Annotated in this window: 10 protein-coding genes and 1 pseudogene; 7 read left to right on the forward strand and 4 right to left on the reverse strand. The window is 69.0% G+C overall.

Annotated elements, in window-relative coordinates; all coding sequences use genetic code 11:
* Positions 1-557: 557 nt before the first annotated feature.
* The 3 genes from GEV28_RS04935 to GEV28_RS04945 all read right to left on the reverse strand — a co-directional run bounded on the left by GEV28_RS04935 (position 558) and on the right by GEV28_RS04945 (position 16,735).
* Positions 558-2,777 carry a hypothetical protein gene (locus tag GEV28_RS04935; protein ID WP_291409025.1) on the reverse strand — a complete coding sequence of 740 codons (2,220 nt, stop codon included), beginning with the start codon at positions 2,775-2,777 and terminating at the stop codon, positions 558-560.
* The gene (locus tag GEV28_RS04940) at positions 2,747-9,556 is read right to left on the reverse strand and encodes a neuraminidase-like domain-containing protein (RefSeq protein WP_291409027.1); all 6,810 of its coding nucleotides are present in this window, start codon (positions 9,554-9,556) and stop codon (positions 2,747-2,749) included. Before GEV28_RS04940 ends, GEV28_RS04935 begins: the two co-directional genes overlap by 31 nt.
* A 228-nt stretch (positions 9,557-9,784) precedes the next feature.
* Positions 9,785-16,735 carry a SpvB/TcaC N-terminal domain-containing protein gene (locus GEV28_RS04945; RefSeq protein WP_291409029.1) on the reverse strand — a complete coding sequence of 2,317 codons (6,951 nt, stop codon included), beginning with the start codon at positions 16,733-16,735 and terminating at the stop codon, positions 9,785-9,787.
* A 267-nt stretch (positions 16,736-17,002) separates the two neighbouring features.
* Between GEV28_RS04945 and GEV28_RS04950 the strand changes: the two genes are divergently transcribed.
* A complete protein-coding gene (locus GEV28_RS04950) occupies positions 17,003-19,915 on the forward strand; it encodes an AAA family ATPase (RefSeq protein ID WP_291409031.1) in 2,913 nt (970 codons plus the stop codon).
* A gap of 357 nt (positions 19,916-20,272) precedes the next feature.
* Here the strand turns inward: GEV28_RS04950 and GEV28_RS04955 are convergent.
* Positions 20,273-20,582: pseudogene (locus GEV28_RS04955) on the reverse strand (flavin reductase family protein); the annotation flags it as partial.
* A gap of 145 nt (positions 20,583-20,727) precedes the next feature.
* Here GEV28_RS04955 and GEV28_RS04960 point away from each other — a divergent pair.
* The 6 genes from GEV28_RS04960 (at position 20,728) to GEV28_RS04985 (ending at position 26,443) form a co-directional block, all read left to right on the forward strand.
* Positions 20,728-20,973: a WD40 repeat domain-containing protein gene (locus GEV28_RS04960; RefSeq protein WP_291409033.1), complete on the forward strand. Its 246-nt coding sequence runs from the start codon at positions 20,728-20,730 to the stop codon at positions 20,971-20,973.
* A gap of 185 nt (positions 20,974-21,158) precedes the next feature.
* Positions 21,159-22,418 carry an amino acid ABC transporter substrate-binding protein gene (locus GEV28_RS04965; RefSeq protein ID WP_291409035.1) on the forward strand — a complete coding sequence of 420 codons (1,260 nt, stop codon included), beginning with the start codon at positions 21,159-21,161 and terminating at the stop codon, positions 22,416-22,418.
* Positions 22,419-22,424: 6 nt separating this feature from the next.
* On the forward strand, positions 22,425-23,294 hold the full coding sequence (locus tag GEV28_RS04970; protein WP_291409037.1) for a branched-chain amino acid ABC transporter permease: 870 nt from the start codon (positions 22,425-22,427) through the stop codon (positions 23,292-23,294).
* Positions 23,291-25,180, forward strand: coding sequence for a branched-chain amino acid ABC transporter ATP-binding protein/permease (locus tag GEV28_RS04975; RefSeq protein WP_291409038.1), 1,890 nt, complete (start codon positions 23,291-23,293; stop codon positions 25,178-25,180). Before GEV28_RS04970 ends, GEV28_RS04975 begins: the two co-directional genes overlap by 4 nt.
* Positions 25,173-25,877, forward strand: coding sequence for an ABC transporter ATP-binding protein (locus GEV28_RS04980; protein WP_291409040.1), 705 nt, complete (start codon positions 25,173-25,175; stop codon positions 25,875-25,877). The genes GEV28_RS04975 and GEV28_RS04980 overlap by 8 nt, the downstream gene beginning before the upstream one ends.
* Before the next feature lie 308 nt (positions 25,878-26,185).
* Positions 26,186-26,443, forward strand: coding sequence for a hypothetical protein (locus GEV28_RS04985; protein WP_291409042.1), 258 nt, complete (start codon positions 26,186-26,188; stop codon positions 26,441-26,443).
* The last annotated feature ends 202 nt before the right edge of the window (positions 26,444-26,645 follow it).

Consider the following 26,645-nt stretch of genomic DNA (forward strand, 5'->3'; position numbering starts at 1 on the left):
CCACCGCGAGCTCTGATCACAGGGTTCTCCATCACCGACCTGTTCACCCCGGTAATCGACACGGCCGACGAGCGACTCGGCGGACTCGCCCCGCGACAGGTCCAGCCGTTCTCGGCGACGTCGCCGACGGCCACCAGCCGCTCGAAGACCCAAGGAGTGGTTCCATCAGTTCCGCCGGCTCGCCGCCGCCTCCGCGCACTCGACAGGCGACCTGATTTGCGCTGCGTAAGGCGAGGACTGCGGGTCCTGCGAGTCCACAGCGCGAACGGATGACCTATTCGGACTGATCGCGACACCGGACCGATGAGCGGAGGCCGGCCAGACCGCCGCGGATGACCGGGCCGCGGCGGCCGGCGCGGTGCTCGCCGACACCGACCTGCTGCCAGGACACGCAGACGCGCGTGACAGGCGATATCGGTCCGACAAGAACCCACCCACCGCAGCGAGTATGGGAGTCGACGCAGCCGGCGACGGCGTCCTCCCCAACCGGTGAGAGCACCATCGTCGTTCGGACGGCGGCCACGTCGACGTTGCCATGTCGGGCCTACGTGGCTGGGTCAGGACGGCCAATCCGGAAGTTGGCCGGCGAATGTGGTCACGAACAGGATGTCCTCGATCTGCTCGTCCTTGAAACGCTTTCTGACCTCCTCGGTGTTCGGCAGCTTCAGCTCCCAAGTGCCGACCGGTTTCTTGCCGAGGATGGCCATCCATGCGCCGGCGTTGCCCTTGAGCGTGCTCGCCACTCCGCCGCTGGTGGTGGCGCCGCCGCCAGCCGGGGTGGTGCCGCCCTGCTCGGTGAAGCGGAGGGTGGCGCCGGTGATCTCGGATGCTGGTTCGTCGGCCTGTGCGAAGTACAGCGCGACCTGGGCGATCTTGAGCTCCTCGAGGTTCGGCGGAAAGTCCTCGCGCCTCGTCTGGAAGCGCACGGTCATCGGGGCGTCGGTCTGGTCCGGGTTGTGTAGGTCGAACCACTGGTCGGCGAGCTGGTGCCGGAAGCTGTACGGGCGATCCCCGCTGTATCTCGTGGGCAGTTCCTGGAGCACCTGTTGCCGGTAGTCGAAGCTGTTCAGCGCCGTGTACTCGAAGGTGACGAGTACGTCGGCGATGGTGCCATAGTCGATTCCAATGTTCGCCGCCTTGGGCAGGCGCAGCTCCCAGCCGGCCTCCATGCCGATGCCCTCGAACGGTGCCAGCAGTTCCGGTTGCGGATTCAGCTCGAACACGCCGGTGGCGTCGCGTGGTGCGGTGAACGCGATCGACTGTGGCCCGTGGTACGCGGTCACGGTCTGGAAGACGTTGCCGCCCACGACCACCCGGGAGGTGCCGGCGGCCGACAGGGTGGCCCTGACGCCCTGCGTGGGCGGTATCAGGGCGACGAAGGTGGTGCGCACCCGGTGGATCAGCCGCAGATAGTGCCCGGGGAACTCGAGGTCGAGGTCCCGCAGCGTGGTGGTGAAGCCCATGACGCCGGTCTGCCGGAACCGTTGGAACTCGGCGGGGGCCAGCGCGGCGAGCGAGACCGTCCTGGTCAACTGCAGCTTGCGGGTAGTGGTCTCGAACGCGTATTGGTCCAGGCCGGTCAGGTCGGCCAGCAGCCGGGCCGAGCCGGTGAGCCCGCGGCGGTCCGGCCCCTCCTCGCCGAGGCCGCTGGCCGCAGGCGCGGTCCAGTAGTCGGCCTGGATGATCACCGGCGGCAGCTGTTGGCGCTCGAAGGCGAGCTGGTTCTCGGCCAGCTTGGCCACCGCGGTGGCGTGCCGCAGCAGGTAGGCGTACACCCGCTCCAGCTCGCGGACCATGAAGCTCCATAGCTCGACGCCGGTGAACTTGGTGGTCAGGAAGTCGATCGTGGCCTCGGCATTGTCCTGCTGCAGCTCGGAAATGGCCTGCTCCTGGACGACGACCCGCTCGTGCGCCTGGGCGATCTTGACCTGCTGCCGGCCGATCTTGACGTCCTGCTCGGCGAGCGACTTGTCGTACTCCCATCCCTGCGCACGCCGCTCGTAGTCGGCCATCGTGCCCAGCATCTGCGACTGGGTCGACAGGGCCTGCGCGACCTGTGCGTGAATGCCGGCGAAGTCGATAATCGAGGCGACGGACATGCCGCCGATGATGTTCGGAATCGCGGCGCCCACCGCCGCCTCGAGGGAGAACCGGATGGATTCCTGAAGAAGACCCAGGCTCGCGGCCTCCAGCATGCTGATCGGCTCCTCCAGCAGCTCGGTGAAGTAATCGACCGAGATCTGGGCGCGTTCCTCCTGCAGCTCGGCGAGCGTGACGCCCTCGCCGGCCTCGGTGACCCGCAGCCGCTGCAACTGCACCCCGGCACGAGCCATGCCGAGGTCCTGCTTCGCCCGCAGCAGCGTGTACCGCTCGGCGTCCTCCCCCTGCAGGGCGGCGAAGAAGAGTGCCTCCACCTGCTGGGCCAGGCCGACGAGTTGTTTGGCCCGCTCGACCAGCACCGGGTAGCGGTACTGGGTGGGCCGCAGCGTGACCGCACCGGGCACCACGAGTTGGCCGCCGGCGCCGATGAACGGCAGGCCGCTCTCGGTGTCGGTCGACGCGGCGTAGGGCTCCAGCTGCCGGCTCATTCCCTCGATGTTGCGGCAGGTGCGGATTTTGTACAGGTTGAGTTCGGCGCGCAGCCGCAACGCTTTGAGGATCGGGTTGGGCGGGATGCAGAACGTCGGCGCGGGTGTCGGCAGGAAGCCCGTCCAGACATGGTGGTCATACAGGACCTTGGTCACCGTCAACGGCCGCGCCACGGCCGTCTTGACCAACTGGCTGAGCTGGGTCGGCGCAATCGGGTTGTACCAGCGCCGCGCGGTATCCGAGCGGCTGGCCAGCGACGGGTGTCGGTGGGGGCCGGCGCCACGCTCGCCCGTTCCCGCAACCAGGGCAGGCTCACCGGCTCGTCGACCAACGTCTGCGCGGTGACGCCGGAGATGAACGAGACCGTGTTCACCAGCTGCCGGCCGGCCGAGGACGCCACGCGCCGCGCGGCAGCGTCCACCGCGGTCCAGCTCAGCGTGGCCGCGTGCAGCCGGTCGGCGAGTTGCGTTCTCTTGTCCAGCACGGCGCCGACCGTCACGGCGGCCGGCGGGGTCTTGGCCGCGGCGATGATCTGCTGTGCGTTGGTGAAGCGGACGTCCCACGACGCCTCGGCGCCGACGGCCTGCTGGACCTTCGCGATCGTGTCGGCCAGCACGGCCTGACCGGTGATCTCGGACATGCCCTTCTTGAACACCGTGACCACCCAGGTCCAATGTGGATCGTTGATCTCGATCTCCAGGCTGCCGATCACCTCAGCGCAACCCGGCACGGTCCGCGCCAGCTCCGGCGAAGCGAGCAGGTCGAGCGCGAGCTGGTACAGGCCGCGGGCCCGCGGCACCGACTCCGGGGTGTCGATGGTGAACTCCGAGTCGGCGAAGTCGAGCAACAGGTTGACGATCGTCAGGATGGTGTACCGGGTGTAGGCGTCTTTCCTGGTGCCGGCGATGGCGTGCGGGTTGAGCGGATCCAGCAGCCAGTCGGCGCGGCGGTCGTACTGGCCCTCCGTGTCGATCTCACTTTCGGTGCGCAGCCCGTGATAGATCTTGCGGTCGTCTTGGGGAGCCGCGTAGTCGTACACGGTCCGCAGCCAGTCCAGCGCCGCGACATGCTCCCCGGTGAGCTGGGCGGCGAGGTGCACTGGGATGAAGTAGTAGGCCTCCTCCAGATAGGTCAGGTTCGACCGCGGCGAGCCCGGTGCCGCGTTGGGGACCCAGGCGTCCTCGATCGCTTCTCGCCGCGCCTGGAGATCGGCGCTGGACAAGTGGTTGGGGATCTCGAACGGGCCGCTCAACAGTGGTGCGGTTCGCCAGAAGTCGCCGTGGACCTGATAACCGCCGTCCTTGTACCGGATGGCCCTGCGCCGCGGCCCGTGATAGCCGCCGACGCCCTGGTAGACGCGCTGCCGCCAGGCGTTGATGCCGATGCTGTCTGTGCTGTCCCGGCTCGCGGCGGCCAGCCTGCCCACCGCTGGCAGCGCGCCGCCGGCTGTGCGGCTCATGTCCCATCGCCGGAACGTCACCGACTGGCCGACGATGACCAGCCGCCACAACGCCCTGGTCAGCTGCGACGACCCCATCGTGGCTTGGCCGATGATGTCGAAGGCATGCTTCCACGGGCCGTACTCGCCGTCCTCGTTGGAGTCGGCGTCCTTGATCTTGCTGTACAGCGTCAGCAGGGCGTCCATCTTCATAGCGACGAGGTACAGCGTGGTGAGGTCGTCCGCAGTCGAGTCCGGCAGGAATCCGCGGAGGAGGTGCTGAAAATGCTGCAACAGCGGGTCGTCGAAGGTTGTCGCCAACAGGTCGAGCAGTGTTGTGGCGGAGATGTACCCCATCGCGGGTACCGGAATCTGTCGGAGACTCATCCCGAGGTTGTCAACCAGCCACTGCTCGAGCTCGCCCAGAGTGGCCCATTCTCCGTCTTGATCGGGGAGGGCGACCACGTCCATGTATCGGGTACTGGCGCCGGCCGCGTAGGTGTAGGCGAAGCCGAAGTTCTCCGCGTGCAGCAGCCCTCGAAAGCCGGCGAGACCATGGGTGTGCCAGACGCCGTCGGTGAGCTTGTCCACCACTCGGAAGTGGATCTGGTCGGTGTTGGTTCGCACGAACAGAAACCTCGTCGGAAAGCCGCCCACCGCCGGCCGCTGGACCAGCGCCAGGACCTCCGCGAAGTCCTTGCCCTTGCTGCTGCCGACGACGACCTGCCAGTCGCCCTCCCGCCAGCCGCTGCCGGAGACGTCGAGCCGGCGCCAGTAGATGGCGCCGCTCGGTACCCGGATCGCCACCAGTGGTGCCGCCGTGTCGTAGTAAGTCTGCATCACCACGGCGCCGAACTGGGTCGCGCCCTCCGGCAGCTCCAGCTCGGTCGGCTCCTCGTCCCAGAAGCCGCCTTCGAGGTCGAAGCGGGTGAAGACCAGCTTCCGCACGCCCTTCTCGTGGGTGATGGCGAACAGGTAGATATGCCGTTCGTTGCTGTCGGGAATCTTGTACGGGGCGGAACCGATGAGGCGGTCGCACTGCTCCAGTCCGGGAATGGTGTCCCAGAACGACTGGCGGTACCCGGCGTCGGGGTCGGACATGACGATCGGCGGCGGCGGGTCGTAGGTGGACCAGTACGCCTGCCGGCTGTCCTTGGCGATGGCGTACATGTGCAGCAGGTCGGGGTAGCCGGCGTCGGTCTTGGCGCAGGCACCGCCTTTGGTCATCCGGGTGCTCGCCTCGCACGAGACCTGCACGTCGAGGGTCGCCACATCTTTGAGGTAGTCGCTGTAGGCGCGGGCGGCCGCGCAGGCCCGCTCGGGGGTGAAGTGGCCGTCCCGGGTGTCCTTGACCAGGTCGAGGAACGCCGGGGTGGCGCGCGGCCGCAGGCTGGGCGCGAGCACCAACTCGGGGTACAGGTGTACCAGCATGGCACCGCGCCAGGTGGCGTAGGAGCCAAGCGTCTCCCACTCGGTGTCGAAGTGGTCGGCGTCCAGTTCCAGGTCCGGGTAGACCTCGGAGAGCTCACCGATGCGAGCGGCGAACAGCACACCCTGGATTGTCTCGATGGCCTGGGCGATCCGGGTGGTGAGCTGGCAACCGCCGGCCTTCGTGTCGATGAGCAGCCGCTTGGTCAGCCAGGTGGCCTTCTCCCCTGGGTAGCCAGGTGGCGCGTCGATGGCGCCCATCAGGGCGTCGCGCAGCGCTGGCAGGGTCTGCTCCTCGACCGCGCTCACCATGTCGGCCAGCGCGGTGACCGTGGTCTGCTCATGCTCGATGCGGGACAGCAGGGTGTCCCGCCAGCTGTTGCGGGCCTGCGTGGTGGCCCGCCAGGCTGGCAGCTCGTCCGGTTCCGGTGGCGGGAACACCGTCGGGTCGATCTCCGGAAGGTGGAACTCGTCGGGGCCGAGCGCGAGGCCGAGCGTCCGCTCGTCCTCCCGCCACCGGGTGGCCAGCCGCCGCTTACGCGCCTGGACGAGGATCGAACGCACCTCTTCCCACTCGTCGGCCAGCACCGGAGCCTGCGCGGTGAGCAGGTTGGCGACTCCGATCAGCCGCCGGAACGCCGGGAACGGCAGGGGGAACTGGTCCAGCCGCGGCACGACATCCTCGCCCGCCGCGTGTGATTCATCCAATGTGGACAGATCATCGAGTGGGACGCCGAGCGTGGACAGCACGATGGACTGCAACGCGGCCAGTGTTTCGCCCTCGGCCTCCAGTTCGGCGATCCAGTCGTTCACCGTGTCGTGGCGGGACTTCCACGTCTGGTAGACGAGACCGGAGGCGGGGTGCTCGAGATCCTTCGGGCCGATCAGGTCGGGATCGATGATGGGCGGCTCGCTGCGGGTCGCCAGCGCCTGTTGCCATTGCGCCCTGCCGGCCGCGCCGGGCCGCCACTCGGGGAGCGCGGCCTTGCGTGCCTGCCAGTAGGTGACGCCGGTTGTCGCGTGCTGCTCGGCGGTGACCCAGACCGGGTACTCCTTGCGTTGTTTCTGCGCTGAGGTGAGCGCGGTCTCCACCCGGGCCCACTCCTCGGCGGTCGGCTGGGCGTCCGGGTCGCTGCTCTGGGTGCGCGCGTGCACCGCGAGCAGGAACTGGAAGTCCTCAATGGACAGTCCAAAGTCAGTCTGGATGGTCTCGGTCGCCGCCGCCACCGTCGCCGGATCGGTGCTGGCCAGATCGCCCTGCAGGGCAAGCAGAACGGCCAGCAGCTGGTCGGCGGTCTGGCCGGGCGAGCCGAGGGCCAGCAGCAGCATGCCAGGGTAGTCGCCGGCCTTCCGCTCCGCCCGCAGTGCCTCGGTGATCTCTGCCAGCCGCTCGACCCGCTCCTGCCAGAGCTCGGCGCCCCGGCCAGTGGCGGCGATGTCGGGCAGGTCGGTGAGCTTGTCCCGCTCAGGGTCGATCAACGGCGTCCCGGCCGGGAACTCCGGCGGCCAGGTGCCGAGCTGCGGCTCGGTCAGCGAGACCCAGAACTCGGCAGGTTCGAGCAGCACATCGAGAGCGTGTTCCTCGGTTCGCCACGGCTGGTTGAAGGCGTCCTTCTGTGCTTGGACCAGGATGTCCACGACGGCGGACAGGTCTTCCGGGGCGGCCGGTTCTCCGTTGTCCAGCAGCGCCCACACGGTCACCAGCCGGCCGAACGCCTCGACGCCGAGCCTCAGGTCGGTGGCGAGCCGCTCGGTGATCTCCTCGACGTTCTCGCCGTCGCGAAGCTGCTCGTCCAGTGCCGCGAACTCGTCCGGCTGGGTGTTCGCCGCCCACGGCGTCTCGGTGACCGGCCCCTGCTGGGCGTTGTAGCTGACCAGTTGGTACATGGCGGCGAATGCCTGGGTGAGGTCGGCCGGATCGCCGAGCAGCGCGCGAGTCGCGGTGAGCCGGTCGTCGGTCCAGTCCCGACGTTTCAGCCACAGGTCGAACGGTGCCGCGCCGGGCCCGGGGTGGCGCAGGTCGTCCGGGCCGACCAGGTCCGGGTCGATGACCGGCCGCAGCTCGGTCGCCGGGAAGGCCGGCGACGGGTGGGTATCGAACCGGTCCGGTGGCCGGTCCTGCGCTTGCCACACCGTGCGGAGATGGCTCAGCCGCCAGTCGCGGAACTCGGCGTCCGGCTCTGGCGCCGGCTGGGCGACGGTGGTGTCGACCAGGCCGAAGCGCTGCTGCAGCGCCTGTTCGGTGAGCTCCGACGGGCTGGCGTTGACGTCGAGGAGCAACTGGTCGAGCTCATCCGGCCGGGCGCCCGCCAGGTCGATGCCGAGCCGGTCGGCCAACGCGGCACGGTCCTCCCGCTTCGCCGTCCTGGCCAGCCTGATCTCCTCGTAGGAGGTGCCGATTCCGGTCAGCAACGCGGCGTAGGCGTCGACCAGGTAGTCGCGGATCCTCTTCGCGAGCAACGCCTTCTTGATCGGGTGGGCCGAGGGATGCGCCTTCAGGTAGCCGCGCAGCACCTCGACGCACAGCCGGACCTGGCGGACCTTGCGGTCCATCTCCTCGCACGCGGTCGGCAGCTTGCCGAACGGCTGGTGGAACACCGAGGTGAGCAGGGTCAGCGTGGTCTGGCCACCGCCGAGGTGCTCGAGGTGCTCCTTGGCGTAGTTGAGCAGGTCGGCGAGGTAGGCGAGCGGGCTGGTCGCCGCCTGGCAGTCGTCGCAGTGGCAGCCGGTTCCGGCGAAGTGCCCGAGCAGCAGCTGCGGGATCTTGTAGGGGACCTTGTCGCTGTCGCCCTTGATGACCACCTCGGCCAGCGCGCCGGCCAGCACGTTGTCGACCATCTTGGCGTGGCTCGCCGCCGCGACGTAGGTGCGCGCCGCCCACATGTCGCCATTGATGTCGCCGGCGGCGGTGACGAACCTGGCGCGGGTGGTGGTGGCGATCTGCCGCACCCCGGCGAAGCCGCGTTCGATGAGGCCGGCGTTGTGCTCCGGGTCCGGGGAGATCGCGGCGAGGCTGGTGTGTCCCTCCAGCGCGCGCACTCCCTGATCGTCGAGATCGACGTCGAGGTCCTCGATGTTGGCCAGACCGCCGGCCCGGCGCAGATCGGTAAGCGTGTGCAGGCCACGTTCCCGCAGCCGGTCGAGCAGCCCCGCCGGCACGTCGATCCCGAACCGTTGCACGATCTCGGCCACGTGCGGAGCCGGCGGCTCGTCCGACGGCGGCTCCACCGGCACCCTGATCTCGTGCACGGTTGGCTCGCGCCCGACCTGGACCTCGGTCGCCAGCACGCGCTCGCCGTCAGGGTCGTCGATCTCCAGGTGGACGATCCTGCTCTGCTGGTCCGGGTCGGGCCACGGGATCGTGGCCAGGCCGAAGTAGCCGCGGTGGTCGGTGGCGTCGGTGCCGAGGTCGGCTGGCTGTACCCGGGCGGCTGGGTCCATGCCGTGCACGGTGAACCCGGCCAGCGGCGTGCCGTCCCGCTCGGTGACCAGCCGGCCGACGACGGGCGTGGTCTCGGTGTCCGGGTCCGGCTCGTCCAGCCTGACGCCGAGCTCGAGCAGCCGGGCCTCGATCGCGTCGAGCTGATCCTCGATGCCGGCCGGGATGATGGTGCGGCCGATCGCCCGGACCAGCGCGGCCCGCAGTTCCCCCACCGGGTAGCCGAGCAGCTCGTCGAGCACGAGCGGGTAGTCCAGCCGCCCCCAGCCGTATCCCGCCTCGACGGGCAGCTCGTGCTCGGCGCCGAAGGCCGTGGCGTCGGACAGCGTGCGCAGCTGTGCCGCCTCGATCCCGGTGTCGCCGGCCAGGAACCGCACGTCGGCGTCGGTCAGCTCGGCGAGCTGTGCCCCGTCCAGCAGCGGAGTGACCGTCGCCAGGTTCCGCTCGTACTCGGAAAGCCGGCCGTTCGGCGAGTCGAGCACGAGGTCGATGGTCGCCCGGGGCGGCGCGTTGAACAGCGTCCTCGAGGCACCGAGCAGCTCATCCCGCTCGCCGTACACCCGCACCACCAGATCGGCGCTCGCATGCTCCGACCGCGCGAACGCCTCACGGGTGTAGGTGATCTCGTACTCGCCACGCTCCCCGACTTGTGTCTCACCCAACCGCTCTTCGGACCGTAGATCCAGATCGAACGCCCGCGCCACCAGTTCCGCAGGATCGATCCCATCAGCACCGCTCACCGATCCACGAACGACAAACGCCGCAGCGGCCGCACCCACCTCTAGTTCACTCATGATTCCTCATCCTGCTGCGTTGTCACGATCGGCGAACGCCAGCCTCTACTTCAGGGACGTTAAGAAATCGAATCTTCCTGTCAATTGATTCGCCGGTTACTCTTTGCTCTTCCCGTGCCATGTGTAGGAACTACCCAGTGGAGAGATTCCTGGAGAGATTCCCCCAGAACCGTTCCCGCTGAAGCTGAATGCCCACGCGTCAGGGCTAGCCAAGACCTGCATCGGCGAATAGTGCACACCTTGAGAATCCTTGGATTTGGCCAGGGAGAAGTTCAGACCGAATGCGCCTATGCCAATAGTCTGCGAGAGGCCGCTAAATGCGCTTTCGCGGGTGGCTCCGATATTGATCGCAGGCCCGATGGATGGCAGCGAGACGCCAGTATTCGCACCGGCGCTTGCATACGCGCCTGGGAGAGACCCATCAAAGGTAGCGCCTACCTCGACGGATCCGCTGACCACGACGATGCTTCCTTCCAATTTGATTCCGCCATGCGCGATCCACGGATCAGGCGACGTCCTCCAGAGCTCACCCAAGTCTTGCAGCTCAGGTCCACTCAGCTCAGTAATCCTGCGAGGTGCTTCCAAGAAACTGTAAGATGGCTCATGAGAATTCGGCGCACCACCTATCCCGGTCAACTTCCACGCTTGCTCCTCCGCTGATTGCTCGACCTGTTGGCCCACGTCCTGCTCTTCCAACATCTGGAGACTAGAAACCGTCTCCACGGACTCGGACTCCATCTGCGTAACCCATTCGGGCGTGAGGGTAACGGAGGCCTCTTGACTCGCTGGGACCACTGACGGCTGCTGATCCATGATCTCGGAGGCTGGTGGCGCCTCGCTCGGCTCACGTGGCAGGGAAACTTGACCTTCGACCTCGCGAACGGCGTGCTGGTCGACGGACTCAAGTACTGGTTCGTCGGCTTCGCTGCTCTGCAATCCGTTTGGATCACGCCATGACATGGGAGCTGAACGTGCGTACCGATAGAGATTCATACCGTCAACAGCGCCGGCCGGATCCGTGCTCATCCATCTGTCTAGCCAGGGGGCGTAGTAGCGGGCGCTGTGGTAGGTGAGGCCGCTTTCTTCGTCGCGTTCCTTGCCGGTGAAGCGGTAACGCTTGTATGCGAAGCTGCCGAAGCTGGTTTCGCCGTACGGGGTGTACTCCTCGCGGTTGATCCATCCGCCGGCGCCGTCGACCACTAACGAGCTGCTGCCGAGGTGGTCGCCGAGGTGGTATTTCACGGCCGGGGTGGTGTCGTCGGGGAACGGCTGTCCGATTCGGACGGTGGCGATGCGGGACTGGTCGTCCATGACGTGCAGCGTGTTGTTCTCGACGGTCGAGCCGGCCGTGACGACGCGCTGATATTCGAAGGCGCCGTCGATGTAGACGGTGACCTCGACCCGGCCGCCCTGTTTGCGGATGAGCTTCTTCACCCGCTGGCCGGCCGCGTCGTACAGGTAGTGGGCGTGCACCGACGGCTCGGTGTTGCCGACTTGGGTGCGGTAGACCCGCATCCGGTCGGCGCGGTCCCAGTCGAAGTGGCGGGAGGAGGTCTCCCGCAGCAGGTTGCCGTTGACGTCGTAGGCGTAGCCCGCGGTGGTCTGACCGCTGGTCATGGTGTTGAGCCGGTTGTTGCCGGCCACCATGTCGAACTCACGCAGGAAGCCGCCACCCGTGGTCTGGTGGCCGAGGGTCGCCACGTTGCCGGCCAGGTCGTAGCCGTACCGCTCGGTGTATGCCCGGGTCAGGTTCACGTCCTGCGGTTTGGGCGTGTCCTGCCACGGCGGGGCGGGTGGCGGGACGTCGGACTCCCGGCCGGTGGCGGAGCGCAGCCGGTAGAGCGCGTCGTAGCCGAAGATCCGGTCGAGGGCGTCGACGCCGAGCGGGGTGTTGGGCACGCCGCTGCCCGGCGTGCGGTCGTGGATCGCGGTGATGTTGCCGGCCAGGTCGTAGTCGTAGCCGAGCTCCTGCAGCGGCACGCCGGTCGGCTGGTACACCAGTGGCACCGCCACCGCGTACCGCTCGGTGCGCATGCGCACCAGGCGGAACGTGCGCGGGTCGTAGGCGTGCCGGGTGAGCACCCCGTTGCCGTAGGCGATCAGGGTTCGCTGGCCCTTGGCGTCGTGCGCGATCCGCTCGACAAAGATCTCGCCGTCCAGTGTGACGCTCTCCAGTGCGCCGGCGCGGTTGTAATGCGGCCGCAGTTCCTTGCGCGCGCCGGAAACGTCCTGCGGGCACCGCGCGGTGGTGACGCGGTTCAGCGCGTCGTAGGTCAGCGTCGTGTGGTGACCGTCCGGCTCCAGCAGGGTTTCCACGTCGGCCGGCGGTGTCCAGTCGAGCTGGAACGGGGGTACCTGCCAGTCGGGCGGCGGTGGGTCGAACACCGAGAGGATCGCCGAGTCGCGAACAACCCGCCGGGCCTTCTCGGCGACGTTGCCCTTGAAGTCGTAGCGGTCGAACGTGAGCAACCCTGCCTCGTCGAAGTGGCGGTGCGGCCGGCCCAGCCGGTTGGCCAGCCGGTTCGCGTCGTGATCGCCCTCGTCGCCGTACTCGACGAGCTCGCGCAGGGTGACCGGCTGCCCGAGGCCGTCGCGGGCCCAGGTCCAGTCCGGACGGTGCAGCACGTCGTAGGCGTACAGCGTCAGCGCGCCCTTGCTGTCCCGCTGCTCGACCGGGCCTCCGGCGGCGTCCAGGACACCCCTGCGCTCGCCGGCGTCGATGTTGATAGTCCTCAGTGGACTGTTGGCGAGGTCGTAGGTGTAGGTGAAGGCATCCCGGCCGAGCGTGTCGGTCACCACGAGCGGGTTGCCGCGAATGTCGTAGCTGGTCCGGGTGCGATGCTCGACAATCGGGCTCGACGCGTCGTCCCGGTTGCGCTCCACCGTCTCGACGGTGCGGCCGAGCGCGTCGATCACCGCGCTGGCCGGGGTGTCCCAGTGGTGCGCGTAGCCCAACGAGGCCGCCTGATGGGTGCGGCCGGCGTTGTCGTTGGCGTCGTAGGTGTAGACCTCCCACGGGGTGGCGGCGAACACCGCCGGGTTGGTCAGGTCTGCCGGGACGCCGTAGAGGACGCGCTGCTCGGAGCCGTCCGGGTTGACCGTGCGGATCACCTGACCGCGGGGGTCGTAGAACATCCGGACCCGCTGGCCTAGCTGCGCGCCGGCCGGCGGCCGATAATCCCACCCGGTGTCGAAGAACGGCTCGTACTTCTCCACCACGCGGCCCTTGTTGTCGTAGAGCTGCCAGCCGCTGACCACCACGTTCTGCGGGTCCGCGGCACCGCGTTCCCGGCCGGCGACCTCACCGCCCGACCCGGTCGCCTGGTCCGGCGACAGCACTCCGCCGCCGAAGTCGGGATCGCCGAACAGCACGTCCTCGGCCTGGGTGCGGGTCTGCAGCAGCCGCCCGAAACCGTCGGAGTACTCGACGGTCTCGATGGTCGCGTCCCGGTCCGGCGCGGGCACGGTGAGATCGGTGACGTGCTGCTCGCGGCGGATCGTGCGCACCGACGCCGGCTGGCCGCGCTCGGCGAAGGCGTGCAGGTCGTAGACCAGCCGGGCGCCAGGCACCTCGGCGGCGTCCCCGACGTCCTCGCCCTCCTTGCCCATGACGGCCGTCGACGCCAGCAGTCCCAGCGGGGTGTGGACGTAGCGGGTGCGGTTCCCGTTCGGGTCGGTGACCTCCAGCGGAGCGAGCACCCGGTAGTCGTAGGTGGCCAACTGGGTCAGGCCGACCGGGTCGGTGACCGACACCGGCAGCAGGTCGTACTCGTCGTACTCGATGGCGGTCTCGGCACCGAACGGGTCGCGGGTGGCCAGCACCAGGCCACGGCCGGTGCCGATGAGCTGCACGTCGTAGGCGCGCCGGCTGGCGACCGTGAACCAGCCGCGGACGTCGCGGGGATCGGCGCCGCCCGGATGGAACACATACCCGGCGAGCGGCGCCAGCCGGTCCCGGAACTCCTGCCGGTACTCGGCCGGCCAGCTCGCCGGACCCGGCACCAGGTAGGGCGGCACGTCGCCGGCGAGCACGTCCTCGGTGAGCACCAGCTGCTCGGTGCGCACCGGCGCGCCATGGTCGCCGAGCTGGCTGAGCGGCAGACCGACGAACGCCGGCCCGTCGTAGAAGTTGCGCGTCTGGCCGAACAGCCGGCGCTGCGCCTGGCCGACCTCGACGGCGGCACGCAACGCGGCCGCCGAGGTGCTGCCGTCGTTGACGATCTCGAAGCTGGTGGACCTGGCCACCCGGTCGACGCAGTACCGCTCCGCGTCGTCGCGCTGGGCGTACTCGGTGACCACCTGGGTCGCCAGGTACGGCTCGGCGGCCGGGCCGGCCACCCGAGGGTCGCGCCCCCTCGGCACCGCGATGTCCACCGCCGACCGAGGCTGGCCGTAGGCGTCATAGTCGCCGGTGAACCCGAACCGGGTCATCGGCTCGCTGCCGCGTTCCCACTGGGTGGACCGCTCTGCGACCGCGAAAGGGAAGAATACCCGCGACCGGTCCTCGCCGGCGGTCGGCGGGTCGACCTCGCGCACGCCGTAGCCGTGCTCGGTGACCGTGTACGGCCGATCCGTTCCGTCCACTGTGTACAGCTCGGTGCGCAGTACCCGCCCGCGCAGCGCCCGCAGCGCGTCCCGGCGCGCGCGCCGCGGCAACGACGACAGCAGCGCGTCCAGGTCGGGCGACCGGGACAGCATCGCCGGATCACCGGCCCAGAACTCCCCGGTGAAGTCGCACTCCGCCCAGTCGCCGAACTCGTCGCCGACCGGTCCCTCGTGGAACCAGGTTCTGGACTCGACCGGCGGGGAGAACGCGACCCCGGGCGTCGCGGACTCCTCGGTGTCGCGCTGGTCGACCCGTCCGAAGCCGCGGAACTCGCGCTCCGCGCCGTCCCAGTAGCCGTGGCGGTAGGAGTACTCGGTGGTCAGCCGGCCACCCGAGATCGCGTCGATCGACACGACCTTGGCCACCACCTGCACCGGAAACGGCAGCGGCGTCTGCCACCTGGTCGACCGATGCCGCTGGTCGGTGAGGTAGCACCGGGTCGACGGCGCGTAGTCGACGCGGGTGACCGCGCCGAGGTGATTGTCCATTCCGGACATCAGGTACGGCTTGACGCCACCGGTGAAGTCCAGGAAGAACATCGACCGGCCGGCACCGCCGTCGCCGGACCACAGCACCCCGCCGACGCCGGTGCCGAGCAGGTCGGTGATCCGCACATCGCCAAGATCCGAGACCGGCGGCGTGCCGGTGATCTCGATGGGGTCGCTCCATCCGTTACCGGACTGGTTGAGCCACAACGTGACCTTGGTGTCCTCGACGTAGACGAGGTCGGCCAGGCCGTCGCCGTCCACGTCGCCGAGCAGCACCCGCCGCGGGTCGTGGCCGGCGGGGAACCGCGGGCTGCCCACCATCTGGATCCGGGCGCCGAACTCACCGTGGCCGAGCGCGGGCCAGTAACAGATCCCGCCGTCGGTCACCAGCACGACGTCGGTCAGACCATCCCCGGACATGTCCGACCACCGCACCCGCGGGTCGGCGAAGTCAACGTCCGGGAACACCTCGGCCGCCTGCCGTGCCTGCCAACGCACCTCGCCCCAGCCGGTCTCCGGGTCGTTGAAGAAGCACTCCAGCCTGGTTCCGGAGCGGATCGCGTCGGTCACCCCGTCGCCGTCCAGGTCGACCAGCCGGACCGCGGGGTCGCCCAGGTCGAAGCTCGGTGCCGTGCGGTACCGGCGAAACGACCGGCGATCCCACAGCCCGCCGTACCGCATCGGGTAGTAGCCCGACATCTGCTCGGTGCTGACCAGCAGGTCGATCCGGCCGTCGCCGTTGGCGTCGATGAGCTGCACCCCGGGATCGGTGAGCCGAGCACTCGGCGCGTCGGCCATCGGCCGCGGCAGCCCGAACCGGCCCTCGCCCTCGTTGGCCCAGACGCGAGCGGCGCCGTTCAGCTCCACCAGGTCCGGCAGCCCGTTGCCGGTGACGTCGATCAGCTCGAAGCCTGGCGCGCCCAGCACGTTGGCGGGCAGGTCGGTGCCGGTCACCGGGCGCAGGTCACGCCGGTCCGGCTCGAACCGGGTGTAGTCGAACGACACCGGCGGCAGCCACTCGGACAGCTCGCCGTCGTGCCCCTGCACCCGAATCTCGCCCAGCATCGAGACACCGTTGCCGGGCCCGGCCTGATCAAGGTCGAGGTAGCCGAGGTGATAACTGCGCCAGCGCCGCTCCGGCCCGGCGTGGGTCGCGACCTCGATGCCGGTGCAGCGCCGGACCGTGCGGATCTCGAACCCGGCCCGGTAGTCGGCGAACGGATCGGGTCGCGGCTCGTGCTGGAACGTGACGGTGACCAGGAAGCTCGCCGGGTCGGCCTGGTCGGTGTAGCGGATCTCGGCCAGGTAGAGCTGGTCCCAGTGGTGTGGTCCGTCCTGCTGGACGGGGTCGCGCTCGTAGGCGTACTCGACGGTGTTGCCGAACGGGTCGGTGGTTCGGGTCAGCCGCCAGGCGAACACCCGGCGCGGATCCGTCGGATCGGTGACCGCGGCCGGATCACGCCAGCCCGCGTCGGCGTTCGGTGGACGTGGTGTGCCGTAGACGCTGACCAAACCGTCCCGCCCGGCCACCGACCAGTAGTCGCCAGCACCGCGGCGGTGCTCGATCCGGGCGAAGAGCCCTTCCGTTCGTGGTCGGTACCGCTGCACGTCGACGTCGCCACCGGGAACCGGCACGAGGTCCTCCGCGCCGGAGAGCACGAACCGGTCGCGGGCGTCGTCACCGAGCGGCACGCCCTTGGCCGTCGACCGGGCGACGCCGGGGACCCCCAGCGCCCAACCGAGGCCGAGCGGACCGTTGCCGTTGCCCGTGCTGTACGACAGCACCAGCTCCGGCTGCAACCCGTTGCGGCCGGCCGGGATCGCGATCGGTATGGACACGTTGCCGGTGCCGGTGTGCGGATCGGGGCCGAACTTCTCGCCGAGCCCCTTGACCGCGCCACCCCCCTGCGGCAGCGAGATCACCTGCTCCGCCGTTCCCGCTGAACCGTTCACTGGTGCCCCCGCCCAACCAACCGCCCGCTCGCTCGCCAGGGCGCCGACGTCAACATGGCAGACCACGAGACCGGAGCACATCCGGGAAAACCCGTACATTCGGGGGACCGCGTGCAAGACCATTCAGCCGCAATGTCTGCACCAATGGGCGGTAAGGTCGGGATGGCGGTGTCTCACGTCTGGTGGGAAAATCTCTGGCGTCGTGGTGAGGCCGGTCGTCGCCGGTGCACCTGTCCCGATTGATCACGCACCCCGGATGGTGTCGGTATGCCCGCTGTTCCATTCGACCCTGACGCGCTGGTCGGACGGGCCGAGGAACTCGCCACGGTGCGGCGCGTGCTCACCGGCATCGGGGCGACGACCGAGCGGGCCACGCCGGCCGTCCTTGCCGTGATCGGCGACCCGGGGATAGGCAAGACCCGGCTGCTGACCGAGCTCCGAGCGGACGCCGGCCGCCAGGGGCTCCTGGTGATCAGCGGTGTAGCCACCGAGTTCGAGCAACACCTTCCGTTCGGTGCGTTGGTCGAGGCGCTCGACGACTGGTTGCGGACTCGGGCGTCCGGCTCGGGTCGAGCCGAGCGCGAGGCGTCTGAACTGCTGCGGAGTCTTACCACCGCGTCCGCGGAGCCGCAGACCGCCGGCGTCGGCGGATCGGTGTGGTTCGGGCTGCACCGCACGATCCGAACCGTGCTGGCGGAGCTGGCCGCGCCGCGAGGTCTGGTCGTGGTGCTCGACGACGTGCATTGGGCCGATGCCGCGCTGATCGAGCTGGTCGGGTACCTGCTACGCCGGCCGCCACCGGGGCGGATCGTGCTGGCGCTGGGATACCGACCGCGTCAGGTCGACCACCGGGTGGAGGAAGCGGTTCACAGCGGCACGGCCGGGCTGGTCCACCAGTTGCGCCTCGGCCCCCTGTCCGGCCAGGAGAGCTGCCAGCTCATCGGACCGGGCCTGAGCAGGGCGGCTCGCGAGTCGCTGCTTCGCGAAAGCGCCGGCAACCCGCTGTTTCTCAAGGCGCTGCGGCATGCGGCCAGCCAGCCGCAGCGCCGGGCTCGCGGAGAGGACGAGGACCTGCCCCCTGCCGTGCATGCCGCATTGCGGTCCGAGGTCCACCGCCTACCGGCCGACGCACTGACCGTCGTCCAGGCCGCCGCCGTGGCCGGCGATCCGTTCGACTACGGGCTCGTCGCCACGATCGCCCATGTGGACGACGGCGATGTGGTGAGGATCGTCGACGAGCTGATCGACCGCGACCTCGTTCGGCAGGATGGCTCGCTGCCACGGTTCCGCTTCCGCCATCCACTGTTACGCCGCATCGTCTACACCTCGATGCCACCCGGCAGACGCCGCGACGCTCATCGCCGGGCGGCCGCCGCCATGCAGCGCCACGGCGCGGCGCCCCTGCTGCGCGCCAGTCACGTGGCACGTTCCGCCGCCTACGGCGATGTCGTCGCCTCACGGTTGCTGTCCGATGCGGCGCGGGCGACGCTGTGGCAGGCGCCCGCTACCTGCGCTTGGCTGCTGGAAGAGTCACTGCGCTTGCTACCGACCAACTCGGACAACGCAGGCGAGCGCCTGGAACGAACGCTCACCCTCGCCCGAGCGCTGGTCCTGCTCGGCCGGCTTCGCGACGGACGCCAGATCGCGCACATACTGCTGGCCGAGCTACCCGACACCCAGCCTGAGAGCCGAGCCGAGGCCGCGACCCTCGCTGCCACGGTCGACCGACTCCTCGGCAACTACGCCCAGGCCCGCGCGGTCCTGCTCGGCGAACTCGACCGGCTCGACCAACAGGAACACGCTGATGTCGCCTGCTCGATCCGGCTCGAGCTGGTCACCGGTGGACTGCTCGCCGGCGACTTCACCCCCGACGAAGCGGACATCCGCGCCGCAATCGCGGCCGCCGAGGCGACCGCGGACCGCGCACTCAAGGCGGCCGCCGCCGCGGTCAGGGCCTTCGCCAGCTATGCCACCGGCCGGTACTCCCTCGCACGCAGCCAACTCGACACCGCCACCTTGCTGGTCGACGCGTTGCCCACCACCGAGCTCGCCCGGCGCCTGGATGCGGCCGTCTGGCTCGCCTGGGCCGAAGTATTCCTCGAGCGTTTCGACCTTGCCATCAACCGCTTCGAACGGGTCCTGACCTTGATCCACGCCACCGGCCAAGGGCACCTGGCAACCTATGTCATGGTGGGCATATCCCAGGCGCACGCCCAAACCGGACGGTTCACCGAGTCCGCCGAATGGGCAGCGGACGCCGTGGAGGCAGCCGAGTTGTCCACCAGCGACGAACTGCGCACCATGGCCTACACCCTGCAATGCCTCGCGGCGACCCACCTGGCCGACCTGGACACCGCGCTGGACGCCGGCACCCGGGCCGTCAACGCCGCCGGTCGCTCGTCGGACTGGTGGGCGGCCAGCGCCGGCATCCTGCTCGCCCAAGCGCGGCTCGCCGCCGGAACCGACCCGACCCAATGCATCAAACAGATGCTGCGCGCCGGTGGTGGACCGCGACTGGAGTCGATCGACCCGGCGAACCGATCCCACTTCTACGAGTCACTGGCCCACGCCGAGGTCGCCCGGGGCGACACCACCGCCGCACTGGCCTGGGCCGACCGGATGGATCACGCCGTGTCCCAGCTCGGACCAGACGCACGCCACCGGGCCGGGATGGCACAGCTGCTCCGCGCCAGAGTCCTCATCGCCGCCAACCAACCGCAGCCAGCCGCGCAGTTCGCGCTCGCCGCACTCGACACCTTCGCCGGCATCAACGCGCAGTTCTTCGTCGGCCGCGCCCACCTCGCGGTCGGCCGGGCACTCATCTCCACCGGCGACCGCCAACACGGCCTGGCATACACCCGGCAGGCACAACAAATCTTCACCGAACTCGACGCCCACCGGCATACCGACAAGGCGATCCACACCCAGCGCCGAGCCGGGCACCGCGCCATCAGACACGACTCACCGGACAACCCCCCGGGCATCGGGGCGCTCACCAAACGCGAAACTCAGGTTGCCCGACTGGTGGCCCAGGGCCGGACCAACCGCCAGATCGCCCAGCAACTCCTGCTCAGCGACCGCACCGTGGAAACCCACGTCCGCCACATCTGCATCAAGCTCGACGTCTCCTCGCGCACCGCCGTCGCCGCCGCCGTCACACGCGAAGAAGCCACCCGCTAAACCATCCGCACGGAACTGGTCAGCATCGGAGAGGCCCAAGGCTTGACCGAGCGCACCGATGTCACCACCAGGACGAAGTAGCACAGAGGGCCGGCGTCAACACCATCCCGCGCACCGTCGGGGGGCGATCGGCGCCCAGCTGAGCGCCGCCCTTCTGGCGAGCACCAGTGCCACCACCACATCACCACCAACCGAAGGCGGATTTGTGCTCGCGTTCCTCACCTTCGCCGGCATCGCCGTACTCGCGTTCGCCGCTGCCCTGGCCATCTCACGCCGACAACCCTCGTCGCCGTGGGGTCCGCGGCACGGCGGCGGGCCGGTCCCTGCAGGACTCATCTCGTGGACGCCGTGACGGAATGCGCCGTCGACGAGGACCGCTCCCCCGTCGGTCCGCGCCCACGCGACGTTCCGGAAGCGGTCGCCGGGTCCGGCGAGCGAGCGGCAGATGTCGTCCTGCCCCTCGGCCAGCACGCTGACGCCGACCCGGGGCAGCGTGGCCAGGTCGTCGACGTCTTCTGGACGCAGACCGATGCCAGGGGCGAGACCTGGGTGAACGAGCTGGCGGCGATGCCCGCCGGCCGGTCAGCGCGCAGAGCGCGGTGACCCCGCTGGGAAAGCACGCGTAGGTGTGGCTGAGCCGGACCGGGTCGGTCGGCGAGGGTTGCAGGTTCCTGGAGTGTCCTCAGTGGATTCGGTGTACCCGGCCCGCCCAAGCACGCTCGGCACGAGGAACTTCTGGATCTTTCCGGTGGAGGGTCTTCGGCAACTCGCCGAACGCCTCGCTCCTCGGTGCCTTGAAGCGAGCCAACCGGGTGCGCAGCGGTACCGACATCCTCGTCGGTGCGAGGGATCGCCGTGGATGTAACGCCCCGCGGCGCACCCTGCGCGGCCACGCCGACGCGGTCGAAGATGTGGCGTTCAGCCCCGACGGCCACACCCTGGCCAGTGGCGGCTACGACCGAACCATCCGGCTGTGGGATGTGCGCACCGGCAGGACCACCGCCACCCCAGCGGATCGCTGCTGGAAGGCGGCAGCTTCGACGCGACCGTCCAGCTGACGCCCGTTGTTCGGCCGCAGAACTCGTGCGGGCCGGGGCGCCATGACGGTGACCGCATTTGCGTCCACATTGGAGAAGCGGTCCCGAAATCATTGCACATCGGCAAAGTCAATGCATACACTTGCCGCGACAACTACCCGGGTCGTGCCAAGACCGTTCACAACACCGGCGAGGTGAACTGAGGCATGGGACGTCGTGGTTCCGTACTCGTGGCAATCGTGGCGCTGATCGGGCTCAGCACGGCCTGCGAGACGAAGTCTGGACGTGACAGCGGCGCGCCCGCCGACACCGACGAGCCGATCGTGGTCGGCTCGACGCTGTCGCTGTCCGGCGCGTTCGCCGCGACCGGCGCCATTCACGAGCTTGCCGGAAAGCTGTTCGTCGACCGGCTCAACGCCGACGGCGGTCTGCTCGGCCGCGAGGTGCGGTGGGTGGTCCGGGACGACGAGTCGGACCAGGCGAAGGTCAGTACCCTCTACGAGCAGTTGATCAGCCAGGACCAGGTCGACCTCATCATCGGTCCGTACGCGACGCCGAACATCCTCTCGGCGATGGCGGTGGCGCTGCGGCACGGCTTCACCATGCCGCAGCACACCTCCGTGCTGGCCCCGCTGATGGACTACGAGTGCCAGTTTCCCGGCTGGTCGATCGGACCCGAGCCCAACAAGTTCGTCCCCGACCAACTGTTCGACGCGGTCGCCAGCCTGCCGAACCCACCCACCAAGGTCGCCATCGTGACCAACCAGAACGGTTCGACCGACTTCATCTCCTACGGGTCCGACGCCGACCGGACCGGCGCGGTGTCCATCGCCACGCAACGCGGACTGGACGTCGTCGCCGAGGTCCGCTACCCACCGACGACCACCGACTGGGCCCCGATCGCCACTCAGGTGCGCGACGCCGCACCCGACCTCGTCATCAACAACGGCCTCGGCGTCGACCCGGTCAACCTGCTGCAGGCGATGGCACAGCTGAACTACACGCCGCCACTCATGTTCAGCCTGTTCCCCGCGCCCGGCCCGCCGCTGGGCCTCGGCGCCACCGCCGACGGTCTGCTGTCCGTCACCATCTTCGAACCCAACAAGTCCACTCTGGATAAGCTCGGCCCGGAGGCGACCGAGATCGTCGACGAGTTCCAGAGCCGAGCGGAGGCGGCGGACCTCCCCTACACGGTGTTCGAGACGCAGGCCGCTGCGTCGTGGACGGCCTGGGAGATCCTCGCCGCCGCGGTCGAGGGCAGCGGCGGACTCGACCAGCAGGCGCTGTGCGACGAGCTGCACGCCAACGGCGCGACCACGACCTTCAACGGGGACCTCACGTTCGACCCGGAGGTCAACAACTTCTGGCCGCCCACCCAGGCCATCAAGCAGATCCAGGACTCCGATTGGGTCACCGTGTGGCCGACCGACCGGGCAGCCGCGCAGCTGCGCCGGCCGGCGTCCTGAGCCGGGATGAGCACTGTCCAGGCGGCTCTGGCCGGAGTGCTGCTCGGCGGCCTCTACGCGCTGATGGCGGCCGGCGTCTCGGTGATCTGGGGCGTGCTGCGGATCATCAACCTGGCGCACTTCGGCATGATCCTGATCAGCTCCTACCTCACCTTTCAGCTCGCCTCGGCGTGGGACGTGGATCCCATCCTGACGCTGGCCGTCACCGTGCCGGGCCTGGCGGTGCTCGGCGGAGCGCTGCAATGGGGTTACGAACGGCTCGGCATCACCGATCTCAACTCGCTGCTGGTCAGCTTCGGGTTGCTCATCATCACGGTGCAGGTGGTGAGCAATGTCTGGAGCGCCGATTTCCAGCGGATGAGCTCGGCGGTCAACCCGTACGCCACGGCATCGGTTTCCGTTGGGCGCCTCGTGTTCCCGGTCACCACGCTGTTCGCGTTCCTGATCGCGGTCACCCTCATCACGGGCGCCCACCTGGCCCTGCAACGGACGTTCATCGGGCGGGCCATGCGCGCCAGCGCGCAGGACCACACCATCGCGGCCGCGTTCGGGATCAACCACCGCAGCCTGGGCGTCCTGCTCGGCGGAGTCTCCGGTGCCACCGCCGCGGTCGCCGGCATGCTGTTCGCGCTGGCCAACGCGCTCACCCCGACCACGGCGTTCGAATGGTTCGGCACGGTGTTCGCCGTGGTGATCCTCGGCGGCATCGGCCATCTGATGGGCACCCTCGTCGCCGGCCTGCTGGTCGGCGCGCTGTCGGGCGTGGTGTCGTTGCTGCTCTCCCCCGCGGCCGCGCCACTCGTGCTGTTCTCCGTGATCGTCCTGACCCTGCTGCTGCGGCCGCACGGACTGTTCGCACGCAGGGCGTTCCGATGATCCCGCGGGGACTGGCGGGGATCGTGCTCGCGGTCGCGGCGCTGGCCATGCTGTCGTTGTACCGGGAGACCCTGGGCTTCCCGGTCTCGTACCTGGCGCTGCTGACAACCATGCTGTTCTGGGTCAACCAGGCGACGAGCTGGAACATCCTGTCCGGGTACAGCGGGTACTTCAGCTTCGGCCAGGCCGCCTACGTCGGTGTCGGGGCGTACACGACAGCAGTGCTTTTCGGCCGGCACGAGGTCAACTTCTACCTGACCGTAGCGATCGCCGCTCTCCTGTGCGCGGTGCTCGCGCTCGGGATGGGCATCGTCGCGTTCCGGCTGCGATCCCTGCGCGGCGAGATCTTCGCCCTGCTCACCCTTGCCGTGCCGTTCATCCTCGCCGCACTGGCCCGGATCAACAACGCGATCGACGGGGGCCAAGGGGTCCCGGTAAGCATTCCACCCTTTCCCGCCCAGCTCGGCCTGCCCCAGGACTTCCTGTACCTCGCCAGCCTGATCGTCGCGGGCGTCGCGGTGGCAGTGGCGTTCGTCATGGTGCACACGCGATCCGGCCGGGCGCTGGCGTCCATTCGGGACGCCGAGGACGTCGCCGAGACACTGGGGGTCGCGACCTTCCGGTACAAGCTTCAGGCACTCGTGGCCAGTGCGGTGATCGGTGGGGTCGGTGGCAGTCTCTTCGCCCTGCAGATCGGATTCGTCACCGTGGAGAGCGTGTTCGGCCTGACCGTACCGCTGTTCGTGATCGTGATGAGCGTGCTCGGTGGACGCACGCACTGGTCCGGGCCGCTGATCGGCGCGGTGCTGGTCGTGCTGCTGCAGGATCGCCTCACCGCCCTCGGTCTCACCGGCTGGCCGCTCATCGTCCTGGGCGCCGTGCTGGTCGTGCTGGTCGTAGTGGCACCCGACGGGCTCTACGTGCGAGTACGGACCCGGTGGGCGAGCACGCTGACCGCCTTCGGCGCGGTCACCGCGGTGCTGTGGGCGGGCGGCGTCGTCGATGAGCCGCTGGACGCGATCGTGATCGGGATGCTCACCGGCACGGCGGTCGCCCTGTGGCCGCTACGGCGGCGTACTCATGTCGAGGCACAGCCCCGACCGGAACCCGCGCCGTCCACAAAGGAGGAACCAGCGTCGCCTGTGGACGAGATCGGTCCGGTGCTGGTGGAGTGCCGAAATCTCACCCGGCATTTCGGCGGCGTGCGTGCGGTGGTGGACCTCACCCTGGAGATCCGGGAGGGGGAACTGGTCGGCCTGGTCGGACCGAACGGCTCGGGCAAGACCACCCTGGTCAACCTGCTCGCCGGGAGCCTGCGACCGACCAGTGGCCGCATCCTCATCGCCGGCCGCGACACCACAACCCTGCCGCCACACCGGATCGCCCACGCCGGCGTGGCCCGCACCTATCAGATCCCGCAGCCGTTCGCGTCGATGAACGTACGGGACAACGTGGCCATGGCCGTCATGTTCGGGCGGGTGCCGGGACAGCTTGCGCACGCCCGCCGCGGCGCCGCCGAACACCTGGCCGTGGTCGGGCTCGACCAGCTGGCCGACGCCTACCCGTCCGCGCTCAACCTGCACCAGCGGCAGCTCCTGGAGCTGGCACGAGCACTGGCCACCGCACCGAAGGTACTGCTGCTCGACGAGGCCCTGGCCGGGCTGAACCCCGCGGAGATCGACAACGCGGTCGCGGTGATCCGCCGCATCCATGCCACCGGCGTGTCCATCGTCATCGTCGAGCACCTGCTGCGGGTGGTCAAAGCACTGTCCACCCGAGTCGTCGTGCTCGACCGCGGGTCGTGCCTGGCCGACGGCGACCCGGAAACCGTGTTGGCCGACCCCGCTGTCGTCGCCGCCTACCTGGGAAGGCGCGCACATGCTTGACATCAGGCAGCTGGACGCGTTCTACGGCGACGCGCAAGCACTGTGGGGCGTCACCCTCGACGTCGGCGCCGGTGAGACGGTCAGCCTCATCGGTCCCAACGGCGCCGGGAAATCCACGCTCGTGGCGTCGGTTGCCGGCCTGCACGCTTCGGTCCGGGGCCACATTGACATCGGCGGTGTCGATATTGTCGGCCTGCCGGCACACCGGGTCTGCGCACGCGGCGTGGCGGTCGTCCCCGAAGGGCGCCGGATCTTCGGGGACATGTCGGTGTACGACAACCTCTGTCTCGGTGCCTACCGCCGCGCGGCCCGGGCCAGGTACCGGCAGATCCTGACCGAGGTGTTCGAGCTGTTCCCCCGACTGTCGGCCAGGTCCACGCAACTGGCCGGCAGCTTGTCGGGCGGAGAGCAGCAGATGCTGGCCATCGGCCGCGCCCTGATGACTGGACCGAGCCTGCTGCTGCTGGACGAGCCGTCGCTCGGCCTCGCCCCGATCGTGGTCGACGAGGTCTTCGAGGCCATCACCACCATCAACCGGAGTGGCGTGAGTGTTCTGCTCGTCGAGCAGGACATCGACCGCGCCCTGGAGATCTCCACCCGCGGCTACCTGCTCGCCGAAGGCCGGATCATCGCCAGCGCCCCGTCGGATCGGCTACGTGACAACGAGGACGTGCAACGCAACATACTGGGTGTCTGACGATCCGACGCTAGGTCGCGGGCACCGCCTGCGCCTCGATCGGGTCGCCCACCGGGTTGTGGCGGTGAACTCGATGAGTCCGCGGAAACTTGGCGCCCACGTGCCTCACTCGATCTCGACACGGAGGGCGCCGCCGGTCTGGCCATGGCGGTCAAACCGATGGCGGGCGCCGACGAGCAGGCGCGCACGTTGCGCAGAATCGACCGGACCGCGGACTTCACACCGGGGGCGGACACACTGGTCTCACTGTTCGAAACGCAGGTACGGCACCCGAGCGGAAAGCCGCCGCCAAGAGATCAGCGATGACAATGACACTACCCGCCGATCTGACCGCGCTGCTCGCGGACGCTGGCATCATCGACGTGGGTATCGACAAGGCGGTCGATGACGAGCACGTGCGGTCGCACGCATATCAACGCATTATTTCAGTGGCCGCCGCCTCGCAACGCCGCGACGGTGGCCGGTCACACGCCGACGCCCGCCGAATTGCCTTCACCCCCGACCGATGGCAGATCATCACCGTCAACGGAGCGAACGTCGGATGCTCCACGTCGAGCGCCTCTTGACAATTACTCACGGGTAGGAAGTGGTGATCGCTGAGACGGGTCGGGTCAGCATGGATAGCCTTCAATGCCGCTAACTTTAGGGTGATCTTGTTGTCAGGCGCCAAAATATGATCTTGGTTTTGGGTGGGAGGGGTTTCTTGTACTCGTCGGTTTGGCGGGGGAAGCGGCCACCGGCCTGTTTCTGTTCGCGGGCGAAGGATCG

This window comes from Actinophytocola sp. (genome assembly GCF_009379765.1).
GTDB lineage: Bacteria > Actinomycetota > Actinomycetes > Mycobacteriales > Pseudonocardiaceae > Actinophytocola.

What these genes read in the sequence shown, in the direction of transcription:
- GEV28_RS04950 (WP_291409031.1), top strand. Translation starts at nt 17,003, where the DNA reads ATGCCCGCTGTTCCATTCGACCCTGACGCGCTGGTCGGACGGGCCGAG.
- GEV28_RS04965 (WP_291409035.1), top strand. Translation starts at nt 21,159, where the DNA reads ATGGGACGTCGTGGTTCCGTACTCGTGGCAATCGTGGCGCTGATCGGG.
- GEV28_RS04970 (WP_291409037.1), top strand. Translation starts at nt 22,425, where the DNA reads ATGAGCACTGTCCAGGCGGCTCTGGCCGGAGTGCTGCTCGGCGGCCTC.
- GEV28_RS04975 (WP_291409038.1), top strand. Translation starts at nt 23,291, where the DNA reads ATGATCCCGCGGGGACTGGCGGGGATCGTGCTCGCGGTCGCGGCGCTG.
- GEV28_RS04980 (WP_291409040.1), top strand. Translation starts at nt 25,173, where the DNA reads ATGCTTGACATCAGGCAGCTGGACGCGTTCTACGGCGACGCGCAAGCA.
- GEV28_RS04985 (WP_291409042.1), top strand. Translation starts at nt 26,186, where the DNA reads ATGACACTACCCGCCGATCTGACCGCGCTGCTCGCGGACGCTGGCATC.